This window comes from Kitasatospora sp. NPDC048715 (assembly GCF_043198905.1).
GTDB lineage: Bacteria > Actinomycetota > Actinomycetes > Streptomycetales > Streptomycetaceae > Kitasatospora > Kitasatospora lactacystinica.
This window is the reverse complement of the sequence record NZ_JBICVH010000006.1, coordinates 91,893-104,557: the sequence shown is the minus strand read 5'-3', so window position 1 is coordinate 104,557 and position 12,665 is coordinate 91,893. Positions and strand designations below refer to the sequence as shown.

The 12,665-nt window shown below is 72.6% G+C and carries 14 protein-coding genes, 1 pseudogene and 1 CRISPR repeat array; of the genes and pseudogenes, 7 read left to right on the top strand and 8 right to left on the bottom strand.

Annotation, left to right across the window (positions count from 1 at the left end):
- Window position 1: 1 nt before the first annotated feature.
- Together ACGFSC_RS13695 and ACGFSC_RS13690 are read right to left on the bottom strand one after the other, a co-directional pair.
- Window positions 2–358: a hypothetical protein gene (locus ACGFSC_RS13695; protein ID WP_359896560.1), complete on the bottom strand. Its 357-nt coding sequence runs from the start codon at window positions 356–358 to the stop codon at window positions 2–4.
- The gene (locus ACGFSC_RS13690; RefSeq protein WP_359896558.1) at window positions 303–1,205 is read right to left on the bottom strand and encodes a hypothetical protein; all 903 of its coding nucleotides are present in this window, start codon (window positions 1,203–1,205) and stop codon (window positions 303–305) included. The genes ACGFSC_RS13695 and ACGFSC_RS13690 overlap by 56 nt, the downstream gene beginning before the upstream one ends.
- A 458-nt stretch (window positions 1,206–1,663) precedes the next feature.
- Here ACGFSC_RS13690 and ACGFSC_RS13685 point away from each other — a divergent pair, with 458 nt between their 5' ends.
- From ACGFSC_RS13685 to ACGFSC_RS13675, 3 genes are all read left to right on the top strand, one after another.
- On the top strand, window positions 1,664–2,740 hold the full coding sequence (locus ACGFSC_RS13685; RefSeq protein WP_359896557.1) for an NlpC/P60 family protein: 1,077 nt from the start codon (window positions 1,664–1,666) through the stop codon (window positions 2,738–2,740).
- Window positions 2,741–2,869: 129 nt separating this feature from the next.
- The gene (locus ACGFSC_RS13680; RefSeq protein WP_359896555.1) at window positions 2,870–3,283 is read left to right on the top strand and encodes a hypothetical protein; all 414 of its coding nucleotides are present in this window, start codon (window positions 2,870–2,872) and stop codon (window positions 3,281–3,283) included.
- Window positions 3,280–4,863 carry a hypothetical protein gene (locus ACGFSC_RS13675; RefSeq protein WP_359896553.1) on the top strand — a complete coding sequence of 528 codons (1,584 nt, stop codon included), beginning with the start codon at window positions 3,280–3,282 and terminating at the stop codon, window positions 4,861–4,863. The genes ACGFSC_RS13680 and ACGFSC_RS13675 overlap by 4 nt, the downstream gene beginning before the upstream one ends.
- Window positions 4,864–5,348: 485 nt before the next feature.
- A CRISPR array of direct repeats spans window positions 5,349–6,292; the repeat unit is 29 nt; unit sequence GTCGGCCCCGCGCTCGCGGGGATAGCTCC.
- 239 nt (window positions 6,293–6,531) lie between these two features.
- On the opposite strand, the gene ACGFSC_RS13670 is transcribed toward ACGFSC_RS13675, so the two are convergent.
- From ACGFSC_RS13670 to ACGFSC_RS13655, 4 genes are all read right to left on the bottom strand, one after another.
- The gene (locus tag ACGFSC_RS13670; RefSeq protein ID WP_359896551.1) at window positions 6,532–6,987 is read right to left on the bottom strand and encodes a hypothetical protein; all 456 of its coding nucleotides are present in this window, start codon (window positions 6,985–6,987) and stop codon (window positions 6,532–6,534) included.
- 263 nt (window positions 6,988–7,250) lie between these two features.
- On the bottom strand, window positions 7,251–7,823 hold the full coding sequence (locus ACGFSC_RS13665; protein WP_359896549.1) for a DUF4240 domain-containing protein: 573 nt from the start codon (window positions 7,821–7,823) through the stop codon (window positions 7,251–7,253).
- A gap of 107 nt (window positions 7,824–7,930) precedes the next feature.
- Entirely contained in the window at window positions 7,931–8,287 is a 357-nt protein-coding gene (locus tag ACGFSC_RS13660) for a hypothetical protein (RefSeq protein WP_359896548.1), read from the bottom strand.
- 33 nt (window positions 8,288–8,320) lie between these two features.
- On the bottom strand, window positions 8,321–8,521 hold the full coding sequence (locus tag ACGFSC_RS13655; protein ID WP_359896546.1) for a hypothetical protein: 201 nt from the start codon (window positions 8,519–8,521) through the stop codon (window positions 8,321–8,323).
- Window positions 8,522–8,624: 103 nt separating this feature from the next.
- Here ACGFSC_RS13655 and ACGFSC_RS13650 point away from each other — a divergent pair, with 103 nt between their 5' ends.
- The 3 genes from ACGFSC_RS13650 (at window position 8,625) to cutA (ending at window position 11,130) form a co-directional block, all read left to right on the top strand.
- Complete coding sequence (locus ACGFSC_RS13650) at window positions 8,625–9,467, top strand: PIN domain-containing protein (RefSeq protein ID WP_359896544.1); 843 nt, start codon at window positions 8,625–8,627, stop codon at window positions 9,465–9,467.
- 1,046 nt (window positions 9,468–10,513) lie between these two features.
- Window positions 10,514–10,651: a hypothetical protein gene (locus ACGFSC_RS13645; RefSeq protein ID WP_359896543.1), complete on the top strand. Its 138-nt coding sequence runs from the start codon at window positions 10,514–10,516 to the stop codon at window positions 10,649–10,651.
- Between the two features lie 158 nt (window positions 10,652–10,809).
- Window positions 10,810–11,130, top strand: a complete 321-nt coding sequence (cutA, locus tag ACGFSC_RS13640) for a divalent-cation tolerance protein CutA (RefSeq protein WP_359896541.1) — start codon at window positions 10,810–10,812, stop codon at window positions 11,128–11,130.
- A 99-nt stretch (window positions 11,131–11,229) separates the two neighbouring features.
- Here cutA and ACGFSC_RS13635 read toward each other — a convergent pair.
- Window positions 11,230–11,451, bottom strand: a pseudogene (locus tag ACGFSC_RS13635) (ISKra4 family transposase); the annotation flags it as partial.
- A gap of 14 nt (window positions 11,452–11,465) precedes the next feature.
- On the opposite strand from ACGFSC_RS13635, the gene ACGFSC_RS13630 reads away from it, so the two are divergent.
- Entirely contained in the window at window positions 11,466–11,816 is a 351-nt protein-coding gene (locus ACGFSC_RS13630) for a hypothetical protein (protein WP_359896539.1), read from the top strand.
- 90 nt (window positions 11,817–11,906) lie between these two features.
- Here ACGFSC_RS13630 and ACGFSC_RS13625 read toward each other — a convergent pair whose 3' ends face one another.
- The gene (locus ACGFSC_RS13625) at window positions 11,907–12,653 is read right to left on the bottom strand and encodes a phytanoyl-CoA dioxygenase family protein (RefSeq protein ID WP_359896537.1); all 747 of its coding nucleotides are present in this window, start codon (window positions 12,651–12,653) and stop codon (window positions 11,907–11,909) included.
- Between the last annotated feature and the right edge of the window lie 12 nt (window positions 12,654–12,665).

Here is a 12,665-nt window from a genome sequence, read left to right as displayed (position 1 = left end):
GTCAGCCCTTCAGGCTCGCGCCGAGCCAGACGATCGGCCACGCCAGTCCGATGATCACGGCCCCGCGGAAGCACTTCGGCATACCCGCCTTGCCCCGCGCACTGATCTCGGGTCGGTCGGACATGGACCCGAAGCTGTCCATCGCGGCGCACGCGCAGAGCGCGGCCACCACGAGAACCAGGCAGATGCCCATGGTCCAGTTGACGATCGTGGTGAGCGCGCTGCCGACCTCCCCGGACGGGATCTCCGGCTTGAAGCCCTTCCCGACGTCGTAGAACGACCCGTTCGGGGCGGTGGTGGGGTCATTGGCCGGCAGGGCGGTCAGCCGGGCTGCCAGCAGCGACATAGAGGTCGTCATGTGAGGGATCCTCCGAGGTGGCGGCCGTCCCGGCCGGGGCCCGCAGCGGGCCCCAGGACCTCTCGGCCGTGGTGATCAGGGTGTCGGCGAGCCCGGTGCCGGCCGCCTCGAACCGGCGGCTGAGCCGGTCGGTCCGCAGGGCGTGCGCCCGCCAGGCCGGGCAGTGCGGCACCCGCACCACCGCGCCGACCCGGGGTTCGAGCATGGTGGTGACCGCCCGGCACTGCCGCGGCATCCCGTTGGCCATGCCGACCAGCGCCAGCACGCACCGCTGAAGCGGAAGGGACGCGGCCTCGGCTGCGGCGATCGCGACGGCCGCCGCCTCCAGGCCCTCCCGCGACGTCGGCGCGCAGATCACCGGCACGGCCCCCTCCAGCAGCATCCACTGGGCGGTGCGTGAGTGGACCCCGGCGTCACCGAGGTCGTCCGCGACGGTCAGCGCCGTGTCCACCACGCTCACCTGCCAGCCGCCGGCCCCTGCCAGAGCCGGCCATGCCGACGGCGCCGAGGGCAGGGCGAGCGGCGGTTCCGACCATGGCCTGCGGTCGGTGAGCACCTGGACCCGGCCGTCCAGGCAGGACGAGGCGGCGGCGCGGACCTGACCGGTGCTCAGAGGCCGGTCGACGGGTACGGAGACGAGCCCGGCGCCGCCGGCCAGCGGCCAGCGGCGCCACGGAGACGACGCGGTCGACGCGCTGTCGAGCACCACCGTCGAGGCGAGCCGGGCCAGCCCGGCCGCGGCAAGCAGGGCCACGGTGCTCCGGCCGCTGCCGGCCGCCGCCCCCAGGACCGGGACGACGAGCCGGGCGCCGACGTGCAGCCCGGCCACGGGCGCGGACCTGCCCACCGATGTTCACTCCCTCCCACCTGACCGATGTTCAGCGATGCCAGTTCGATGCCAGTTCATGGCCATCACTGGCCGTAGCCGCACTGTCTAGCACAGTGACGACCAGCTCTGTTTACACTCGGCGATCGACTTGGAGCGGATCGTGACCAGGGGTGCGCCGGTGCCGTACGACACCACCGACTTCGGGGCCGGGGCCGGAATGCGGCCCTGTCCCCGCTGCCTCGACGGTCGGCCGGAGGTGATGCCGGCCGCCGAGGCAGCGGCCCACCTGCGGCGTCGCCGCCTGCGAGTCCTCGTCTCCGGCCGCTCCGGGCACCTGCCCGGTCGGCAGGTCGGCCGGCTCCGGCGGTGCGGCAGGCAGCGCCCGGAGCACACGTTCGCCACCGGCCGCGCCGGCCTGCCCGGCCGGTCCGTACCTGACACGCCGACGGGTGCCACACGATCGGGGGACCTGGACTGTGCCCAAACGGACGATCCTGCTGGCGGGCGGCGCGGTCGCCGCACCCGCCGGACTGCTCGCCCTGGTGCTGCTGGCGGCCGCCACCGACGTACCCGCCGCAGCGAGCGCCCCGGGGCGCGGACCGTACGGCAGCGCGCTTCGACCGGGCAGCGTCCCGACGCCGTACGGTCCGATGATCGAGCGCGCCGCCGGGGCCTGCGACCAGGGCCTGACCTCCCCCGGGCTCGCCGCCCAGCTCCACCGGGAGAGCGGCTTCGACCCCAACGCCCAGAGTCCGGCGGGCGCCCAGGGCATCGCCCAGTTCGTCCCGGACACGTGGCGCACCTGGGGCCGGGACGCCGACGGCAACGGGGTGAGCAGCCCGTTCGATCCGGCCGACGCGATCGACGCCCAGGGACGGATGATGTGCTCGCTGATCCGCCAGGCCCGCGACTCCGGCATCGCCGCCGACCCGTGGCAGCTCGCGCTCGCGGGCTACAACGCGGGCTGGCACGCCGTCCAAGCCGCGCACGGCATCCCGCCCTACCGGGAAACCCAGCAGTACGTCGCCGCCATCGTCGCCGAGGTCCCGGACTTCACCGCCCCCACGCCCGCCGGACCACCGGCCGACGCTGACGACGCCCTCCCACCGGGGTGGGACGTCCCGGCCGGCACCCACCCGCAGGCCGCCGCCGCCATTCACTGGGCCCTCGCCCAACGCGGCGGCTGGTACACCTTCGGCGGGGACTGCACCGACCCGCTCGGCACCGCCCCCTCCCGCCGCTGCGACTGCTCCAGCCTCGTCCAGCAGGCCTACGCCCGTGCCGGGATCCGGCTGAGCCGCTCGACGTTCACCCAGGTCGAGGAAGGGCAACCGGTCGACCCGGACAGCCTCCGGCCCGGCGACCTCGTCTTCACCACCGGAACGGACGGCGGTCCGGGCCGCCCCGGCCATGTCGCCCTCTACATCGGCGACGGCCGCCTCCTGGAGGCCCCCCGCACCGGCCTCCAGATCCGGACGGGCAGCTACCAGGCCTGGAGAGCAGCCGGCAGCGGCCCCAACCAGGTCGTCGCCGTCCGCCGGATCGTCACCTGATCCCCCGTCCGGGTGACCGGATCCACCCACAACCCCGGGTTATCCACAGGAACCCGCACCATCGGCCCCCGGGGACGGCCGGATCGGCCACCCTGACCGCCACGACAACAACCGACGAAGGAGTCCGCCATGACGACCGCCTGGTTCGACCGCATCGCCGCCCGCCTCGCCGAGCCCGGCATCCAGGGCCCGCTCTCGGCGGCCTGGTCCCTCGCCCACCAGACCGTGTTCTGGTCCCTGGCCGTCACCACCGACACCGGCGGCGACACCCTGGCCGCCTGCGGCACCCACAACCACGCCATCGAGCTCCGCGGCTTCCTGCCGGAGCCCGACGACGGCGACGACCCCGAAACCGACCTCACCTTCGCCGACGGTCCGCGGCTCGCCGAATTCCTGGAGCAGGCGGAGCTTCGGCTTTCGGCAGCGGCGGCCACCGCGGCGACGCCGGACGAGGTCTACACCGTCCTGGTTGCCGTCCGCCTCCTCGGGCACACCGCCGCCGCGGTGCGCACCACGCTCCGCCCGGCGCAGACCGCCCGGTGAGCGCCGAGTTCGGCGAGCTCGTCGTCCTCGCCGGCAGCTACCTCACCGACGCCGACTACCTGCCGATCGAGCGGAGCTCGGAACTCTACCGACGGACCGTCGGCCACCAGGTCGCGGACCTGCTGGACCTCCTCCTCGCCGTGGAGACCCGGTACGCCTGGGAACCGGTGGACACCCTGCCCGACCGGGCGTCCACCGGCCCCGGCCCGGCGACGGCACCGGACAGTGCCCGCCGGGCCCGGCTGCACGTGGCCCTGGCCGAAGCCGCCCGACAACTCAGAGCCGCCTACGGCAAGCCGCCGGCCCTCACGGCCCTCCAGGCCTTCCAGGCCCCCCGGTACGTTCTTCATGCCATCCAGGCCCTGCGCACCGGCCTGGACCTGCTCGCCACCCACACCGATCCCGACGGCCGACCCCTCACCCGGCACGGGCTCGCCCTGGAGAGCACGCAGCTGCGCACCGCCGTCCTGGTCAGGGTCCTCGCCCTCGCCGGAACGGTCGCGGACCTGGTGGGCCGCCTCGGTTCGGCCACGTCCAGCACGTCCTTCACCGAACGCATCCGCGCCCTCGACCGGGTCGTCGACCAGCTGGGAGTGGTGCAGCAGGAGGTCCGGACGCTCGCCGCCGACCCGGACGTCCGGCTCGGCGCCGCGGCGCTCGACACCGTACGGCCCCGCGCGCTGCTGCAGCCCGACCCGCCCCGCACCGCGGAAACCCCCGCACAGCTCGGCACCGGCGCCGCCGCCTCCGCCGACCGGCTCGCGGACATCAGCTGGCGCGCCGTACAGGCAGGTGACGACTCCCACGCGCACACCGCCTCCGCCATGGGCACCGCAGCCTCCAACGCCGTCGCCGTCTACCAGCTGACCCGGTTGCTGTTCACCCACGCCGCCACCCATGCTCCCGCCACCGTGTCCGCCCACCTCGCCTCCGTCCACGCCGCCGACACCGCCTGGGAAGCAGCCGAGCTCGCCTGGCGCCGCGTACGCGCCTGCTGGTTCCCCCTGCGCTCCGCTCCCGACAGCACCCTCTCCGCCGTCACCGCGGAGTCGCACGCCCTGGTCGACCGGGTGGGCCGGCTCCTCTACGCCGACCCGGCCTGGCGGCTGTCCCACGGCCACGGGGGACCGACCCGGCAGGCCTCCGACATCGCCGCGGCCCTGCCGGTGTGGTGCGACGCCCTGCGCCAGATCTCCGCCCGCCTCCAGCACCTCGCCGAGGACCACGCGGTCCTCGCCGAACGCCTCGCCGACACCCGACGGCTGATGATGCGAGCCTCCGGCCCCGGGCACAACCGGCTGCCGGCCCGGCCGCTGCCCGCCGACCGACGCGCCGAACTCGCCGAGGAGTACCGGTCCGCCGGCCGGGCGAGCGCGGCCGCCGAGACGGCCCTCGCCACCGTGGTCTCGGCACTCGGAACCGACCTCGCCGCCCAGCACCTCCACCACCGGCTCGCCTCCACCCCAGACGCCCAGGCCGCCGACCGCATCACCCTCAGGCGCTCAGCGGCCCGGCTCGCCGCCACCGGGCAGAACCCGCAACCGACCCGGCGTCCAAGGCGGAGCGGCCTGGGCCTGTGAACTATGGACCCGCCGGGCGGAATCCAAGAACGCGACGTGGCCGACACCGGTGACGATTCCTACGAGGTGCCTCCCCGCCAGTCGGCGTCGAAGCCTGGACCACCGGCAAGTGCTGTGCCTTCACCGACGACCCGATCCACAGTCGACTGCTCGCGGTCGAGCGGTGGGCCGACCTCGTATGTCCGCAGGAGCACGCAGTGGCGGTTTGTGGCGACGACTTCGGCGACGGCGGCATCGGGGAGCTGAAGGTCGTCCTACTCAGCCTCTCCGCCCCGGGCCCTGGCCGATGCGGTCACCGGCGAACCCGTCCCCTGCACCCATGCCTGATGACAGCCCGTACGATGCTGTCGAAGGTTCAGAGCTGGCTCGCCGGGGCGCAGCTGGGACATACAGCCGCTGAGGATTTGGCCCCGCACACGTGGGGCTCCGGATTCGAACTGAATGGATTGGCGCGCTCTGAGCTCAATCGCCGCAGGTCAGGAAGTGTCGGCCCCGCGCTCGCGGGGATAGCTCCTCGGTGTAGACGGTGATGTCGACGTCGTAGCCGTCGGCCCCGCGCTCGCGGGGATAGCTCCGCGGGTGGGCCCGGCTGGTCGAGGTTCTGCCGGTCGGCCCCGCGCTCGCGGGGATAGCTCCGGGGCTCCCAGGTGCCGGCCGATCGGCGCAGGGTCGGCCCCGCGCTCGCGGGGATAGCTCCAGCCCTTCGAGGGTCTTCGCTGACGTGGTCGGGTCGGCCCCGCGCTCGCGGGGATAGCTCCGGCTACCAGGGCATGGCGGCGGCCGCCGGAGCGTCGGCCCCGCGCTCGCGGGGATAGCTCCACGCTCGCGCTGATCGACTCGATCGAGTCGGCGTCGGCCCCGCGCTCGCGGGGATAGCTCCTCCACCAGCGAGAGGACCAACCGACCATGACCGTCGGCCCCGCGCTCGCGGGGATAGCTCCACCGTCAGCGCCCTGATGTGCGAGTCCTGGTGGTCGGCCCCGCGCTCGCGAGGATAGCTCCTGCCCGCAGCACGCCAGGACCTGGACCGCGCCGTCGGCCCCGCGCTCGCGGGGATAGCTCCAACGTCGACTGGGCGGTGTACTCGCAAGAGGGGTCGGCCCCGCGCTCGCGGGGATAGCTCCTATGCCACTCACCGCTACGGCGCCGGGTGGCCGTCGGCCCCGCGCTCGCGGGGATAGCTCCTGGCGCCTCGATTTCCGCCGGACCCGGCAGCTGTCGGCCCCGCGCTCGCGGGGATAGCTCCCAGATGCTGGCCGACGCCCCGGCGCTCGCGTCGTCGGCCCCGCGCTCGCGGGGATAGCTCCACCCCGGTCCGGCTCCGCATCACCGACGGGGAGTCGGCCCCGCGCTCGTGGGGATAGCTCCCGCACCGGCGATGAGAGCGGCTCCTGCCAGGAGTCGGCCCCGCGCTCGCGGGGATGGAAATCCACGATCCTGGGCGGGCGGGTCCTGCGCGCCCGCACCCCGACCGGGATCGAACAGGAAGTCTGGGCACTGCTGATCGCCTACCAGGCGCTACGGACCGCGATGACGGACGCAACCGACAGCGTCCCGGGCACCGCCGTCCGCCTCCCCCGGGCGAGCCGATCGCGGCTGGTCACCCAGGAGGAGGCGGACGGATCACGTCAGGTCAGACCGGGTCAGGCCGGTCCTCACACGCCCCGGTCAGCAGGTCACGACGGTCGACACGGTTGCGGTCGACGGCGACCAGCCGGGCTGCTCCACACTGAACGTGGCGCTCACCGTCGTGCCGCAGGGCACGGTGCCCGTGATGCCGCCGACCTCGGCCCCTCCGGCCGGGATCAGGACGGTCGGGGTGACGGTGGCGAACGGCGGGCTGGTGATGCCGGTGCTGGTCAGCCGGAAGGAGACCTGCTGGTCCTGCCAGGTCGGGCTGGTCGGCGTGGCGCGCCCGGACGCGTACACCTGGTTGCCGTTGACGGTGATACAGGCCCTGGTCGTGACGTAGTTCGGCGCGCCCGGGCTGCCGCAGACGGTGGTGCCCGCCGGTCCGGCCGGGGAACCGGTCGCGGCGGTGGCGGCGTAGGCGGTGGCGGCCTGGGCGCCGGTCAGCGCCGCCAGGGCGGCGGCACCGGCGAGCACGGCGGAGAAGCGGTTCATGGGGTTCCTCCCTCATTCGGTGCTCCCGGCGGACGCCGAGAGCACTGTGACATGTCACATCGCTCTTGTCGGGCAGTGTGGCAGGCCATCACGAACGGAGTACCGGATTCCCCCAGGAGGGCCGCGCCCTGTCCACAACCGGTCGCCGAATGGCCTGGATGGCCTGTCATGGGCCGAACGAACCGCCACCGGCCGCACAACTCCACGGGAGAACAGTTGAGTTGGCGAGAACCTCGGGAACCGACACCTCGGGAACCGCCCCGTCAGTCCAGGAAGAGTGCCGCGAGTCGGGGAAGGTGGCGCCGCATCGCGTCGTCGTCCTCCGGATCCCAGGTGCCACCACCCGGCCGGTCGGGACGCGTCATACCGTTGATCGCGGCCTCCACCGCCGCCCCGAGCGTGTCGGTCTCGCCCCGGACCTTCCGGTACGCGTCCGTGATCGGGAGGCTCAGCGCCTCGAAGCCGATCCAGCCGCCCTCGTCGCGGCTCATCCTGACGACCACCGGCAGATCGGCCAGGGAGTCGGGATCGGCCACCGCGCGGCTGAACGTCTCCCGTCCGAGCAGGGCCAGCCCGTCACGGAAGTCCATGAAACCATCGTCCGAGACGCTGCCCTCGATCAGGAAGGCGGCCCACTTCAGCGGATACCGCTCCGCGGCGTCGGTCACCTCGATGTGCTTCACATAGAAGTCGATGATGTCGTCCGGCTCCAGCGCCGCGAGTACGTCGACCAGCGCTCCGGGCAACGGGTCATCGGGCGGATCCCGGTCGTCGGCCCGGTCCCCGACCGCGGCGCGCGCCTGCCCGATGATGCCCCACCATGCGTCGATGTCCATGCCCGGGATCGTAGAAGCCCCCTCCGACAGGTCCCCGCCCACGGGCCACGGGCCGCAGACCACGGAGCACGGACCACCTGCCGAGCACCGGGGCCGTCACCTCGGCCCTACACCAACTCCCCCAGGGAGAAGGCGGGTCCGGTCTCCATGGATCGCCATCCCTGACCGAGCGCCGCGCGGACTCCCGCCTCGACGGCGGACGGCAAGACCGGAAACGCCGACGTGGCGGCCACGAGCACCGCGCTCCTCCGGCCGACCCGTTGGACCGCGAAATCCGAAACACCGTTGCTGCACGGGACACAGCACCGGACGCTGCCGATCACCCGCCACCGGTACACCACACCGTCGACGGTGATCAGACGCGAACCCTTCTTCACCAGCGACAACTTGTCCCCCTCGTCGGGAACCACAGTATCGACCGCAGTCCGCCACTGGCCCGGACCGCCCCAACTGATCCGGTCCACGGACGAGGCTGCGACCGGCCGCCTCGTTACGGTCTACCCGGCGGCCGGCCAGTTCGGGGTGATGTCGTAGGCGTACTCAACCTCCCCGAGCGTCTTGCCGTCGTCGTCCACGAAGGTCGACTTGGCGGTGTAGCTGCCCCGGGACAGCATCCCGCTCGGGGCCCCCTCCCAGCCATGCCGGGGAAGACGATGACACGGGACCAGCGCCGCCGGGGCGGCCGCCCTCCTGACCAACCGCCCGACCGGCTCTGGGGCGGGCGGTTGCTTGTCGGCAACGATCTCCGCGCCCAGCGGAAACCCGGTAGGCGTGGCGGCATGGCGCTGGCATCATCCCCACATGTACCTCACCTTGCACCCGGATGCGCACCGTGAGGGTGCGCTCCAGGCCCTCGAGCACGTTCACACGAAGGTCAGCAACCTGTACACCGGCTTCTCGGGCGACGCCGGGCAACTCGTGCTCGCCTACCTGGAGTGGGCGAACGACGCGTTCTCTCACCTGGAGGGGCGGATCAGCGAGGCGGACATCGACCGGCTGATCTTCACCCGCCGGTACGAGCACATGCTGGCCGGTGCGACCGAGTTGGGCGCCGCGCACATGGTGCGGTTCACCAACAGCCTCGTCAGGCTCGAACTGGGCGTGCGCAGCCGCGAACTCGCGCTCGCCGTGAACGCGCTCAAGGAAGCGATCGCGAACCGGCCTGCCGTAGCGCTCAACGCCGTCTTCGACACCAGCCTGTTCATCCACCACCCCGAGAAGCTGGATGCGATCGACTGGGTCGCTCTGACCGGGCTCTCCGAGGGCGCGGTCAACTTGATGATCCCGATGGTCGTCATTGATGAGCTCGACCGGACCAAGGACACCCACTCGAAGGGGGACGTGCGAGGCCGGGCCCGGGTCGCCTTGGCCGTCATAGACCGGTTGTTCCCGAAGGGCGATGAGACCTTCCCCGTCCTGCAGAAGGGAGGAGCCGGGGGCCTCGATGTGACCGTAGAGATCATGTTTGACCCGCCGCGGCACACCCGGCTCCCGATCGCCGACGACGAGATCGTGGATCGGACGCTCGCCCTGCGGCCGATGGTCGGTGATGCCCCCGTGACGCTCTTCACCTATGACACCGGCCAGTCGACCCGGGCCCGGTACGCCGGCCTCGACGCCCGGAAGCTCAGGCAGAGGGACTGAGGGGGTCGGCTGTCCACCGCTCCGGCTCACACGGCGAGCCGGTCTGTGCCGTTCTGTCCGGCCCAATCGGACAGGAAGGGCACAGGGATGACGACCCTCCACATGACCAGCGACGACTCCTGAGCCACGCGTCCGGAGTGGACGGCGCGTTCGCGATCGAGCTGACCGAGCAGGGGATGCGCCGGCTGGCCGGCGCGGTGAGGTAGCACGAGCAGGCGATGACTGAGCCGGGGCAGTGGGCGGTGTGGCTGCGCAACCTGCCCGGCGCCGAGCTAATCGAGGTCGCCCTCGGCCGGTGGGGCGGACGTTCTCGACGAGGCCGTGCGCCGCCCCCGGAACCTGGTCGCCAAGGCTGGGATGGGGGCGTGAACGCTGTCCAGCAGGACTCGCAGGCCGAGCGGTGCCTCCCGCAACCGGATTTCCCTACCCGCTCGGACACCTCAAGGCCGGGACGGTCCGCTGGTGGTGCCCGCTGCGCTGCGGCCGGCACCTCGACGGGTGGCCTCGGGCTGGAGACCGTCGGGCCGACCCGGCTGCCGATCGGCTTTTGGTACGGCGCCCCGGTTGGCCTGCGGCGGAGCCGCCTGGGGACGGAACCCAGCCGGCCCCGGGACGAATCCCAGCAGCCGTTGCCGAACGTCCCGCCGGCGTCGTCCGGCTCAGAGGGTGATCGGGCGCCACATGGAGACGTAGCGGGGGAGTCCGGGTACGGCTGCATGATCCCCATCTCGGTGCAGCCCCACCGTTCGTAGAGGGCCGGACCTTCGGGTGTTTCACGTCGACCAAGAGGTTGGAGCGTTCCTGGGTTCGGTGGGAGAGCAACTCTTCGTGGAGCGTGCGGGCGGTGGGTGCCGCGGTAGTCCGTACGGACCATCACCTCGCACAAAGCAAAGGTGCGGCGATCGTGCTCCTCCAGGTCCACGCCCGGCACGGTGCTGACGAGCCCGGTCCCACTGGTAGCCGGCGGTGCGGGCGAAGCCGTAGGCGTAGCCGACGGGCTGCCCGTCCACCTCCCCGAGGGTACAGCCCCAGCGGGAGGTGGCGGTGTGGCGGTGGAGGCGGTCGGTGAACCGCTCGACGGAGAGGAACGGATCGGTGGCGGCCTCGACCTTGTAGATCTCGGCGTAGAGGTCGAGCAGCAGCGGCTCGATGGCGGGCGGGTGCTCGGTGGCGTGGGTAGCTGACGGTCAGGGCCTTGGGCTGGGTGGCCACGGTGCTGCTCCTTCTGTGGTGGTGGTGTCGTCGTAGCGTTCATGAAGGCGGCCGCGTAAGGGGTCGTCACGCTTCCGGGACGGGCACCGTGCTGTTCCCCGGGCGTGATCTGGATGGTTACGCTCGGGCCATGAGTGACTTCCTCGTGGTGACGACGACCCATGACGACGAGACGAAGGCCCGCGCGCTGGCCGCGAAGGTGATCGGCGAGCGGCTGGCCGCGTGCGCGCAGGTCTACCCGGTCCGCTCGGTGTACTGGTGGGAGGGCGAGGTGCGGTCCGGCGACGAGTGGCGGATCGACTTCAAGACCCGTGCCGAGCTGGCCGGGCCGCTCAGCACGTTCATCGGTGAGCAGCACTCGTACGACGTGCCGGAGGTCGTCGCGGTGCCGGTCGTGGCCGGCGCCGAGAGCTACCTGAACTGGATCAGCGCTGAGACGTCGGCCGGCTGACCGAGCAGGGGATGCGCCGGCTGGCCGGCGCGGTGAGGCAGAGCACGAGCAGGCGATGACTGAGCCGGGCAGTGGGCGGTGTGGCTGCGCAACCTGCCCGACGCCGAGCTCGCCTCGGTCCCGGTGGGCGACGCGGGTGACCCGGACCAGCCCGAACACGCTGGCCAGCCAGCGCGCGAGACCCGTCTCCCGCCATGGCCGCACCCGCCCCTCCGGCCCCACCACGACCGGCCGGGCACCGGCACGGACCACTTCTTCCTCCCGCACCGCGTGCAGGTCCGGATGGTCCTGCAGCAGCTGCCGTAACAGCTCCCGCCCCGCCGGCCCTCACCGCCATGGTCGACACCGGCCTGGCCCGGTACGTCGCGGCCGCCACCAGCCGCAAGGCACCGCTCGCCCCGACCGCCGGCTACGGACCCGGTGCTGACGGCCAAGGCGGCGAGCAGCGCATCGACCACGCCTACGCCGACCCGCACACCGCCGAAGCGATCCTGGGGTTCGAGGTGCTGACCGGCCATGAGGACGTCTCCGACCACTGTCCCCTGCTCCTGACCGCCGACCTGGACGGTCTGCGTGCGGCCGCGGCCTCCGGATATGCACGGCGGCGCGCACAGACCGTGGCGAAGACCGCGTGGCGTGCGAACCTGCGTACGGCCCGGCACGCCGCCGAGGCCTCAGCTTGCTGAGCCGGGGGGCAAGGGCCTTCCCGCAGAACGACAGCCTGAACAGAGGGTGGTGGTCGGCACCCCAAGGGCTGTGCCGACCACCACCAGCTCCTACCGAGATTTGGGTCGGTTCGGCCGGTCGTTGCCCCGGTACAGCTGGGCGCCGGCGACGACGATCTGCCGGTCGGGGTCGGGGCGGGCATCGAGCTCGTCCGCGCTGCGGTAGCCAAGGACCGCGCTGGCGCGCGTCGTACCGCCGGTGTTCGCGCCCACCGTGTGGAAGAGGGTGCCGTCGAACAACAGGACACCGCCGGCAGGGACGGGCACGGGAACCGCTTGGTCGGCGAGGTCCGCCAACTCGGGATGCTCGTCCATCCACGTGCCGCCGCCGTCGGGCTGCGGGACGCCGACGTACGGAGCGCGGTGGGACCCGGGCACGATCCACGTGCATCCGGTCTCCACGGTGGCGTCCTCGAAGTACACGATGGCGGTCAGCAGGCCGCGGGTGGGCTGGAGGATGTCGCGGTGCAGCCGCACCTGGTGGGCGCCGGAGGCGTTCAGCGAGCCCTGATTGTGCCGGTTGAGGACGTAGACGACGTTGGGGCCGAGCAGCGAGGTGAGCGGCCCGAGGATGGCGGGGTGGACGATGAGGCGGTGCATCAGGGTGCGGTCGTGCTGGTAGAGCCGGTAGATCTTGGCCTGCCCGACGGGCAGGAGGGCGGCGCGGGCGCGGACCGTCCTGGCGACCTCGACCAACAGGTCGCGGGGCAGACCGGGGTCGGGCAGGCGCAGGTAGCCGAGGTCGCGGAAGTGGCGGGCCTGCTGCTCGGTCAGCGTGGACAGGGCGATGCCGGGCACGGTGCTGCTCTC

Coding starts and splice junctions, on each gene's coding strand:
- ACGFSC_RS13695 (WP_359896560.1), bottom strand. CDS start 358: ATGACGACCTCTATGTCGCTGCTGGCAGCCCGGCTGACCGCCCTGCCG.
- ACGFSC_RS13680 (WP_359896555.1), top strand. CDS start 2,870: ATGACGACCGCCTGGTTCGACCGCATCGCCGCCCGCCTCGCCGAGCCC.
- ACGFSC_RS13670 (WP_359896551.1), bottom strand. CDS start 6,987: ATGAACCGCTTCTCCGCCGTGCTCGCCGGTGCCGCCGCCCTGGCGGCG.
- ACGFSC_RS13665 (WP_359896549.1), bottom strand. CDS start 7,823: ATGGACATCGACGCATGGTGGGGCATCATCGGGCAGGCGCGCGCCGCG.
- ACGFSC_RS13650 (WP_359896544.1), top strand. CDS start 8,625: ATGTACCTCACCTTGCACCCGGATGCGCACCGTGAGGGTGCGCTCCAG.
- cutA (WP_359896541.1), top strand. CDS start 10,810: ATGAGTGACTTCCTCGTGGTGACGACGACCCATGACGACGAGACGAAG.
- ACGFSC_RS13630 (WP_359896539.1), top strand. CDS start 11,466: ATGGTCGACACCGGCCTGGCCCGGTACGTCGCGGCCGCCACCAGCCGC.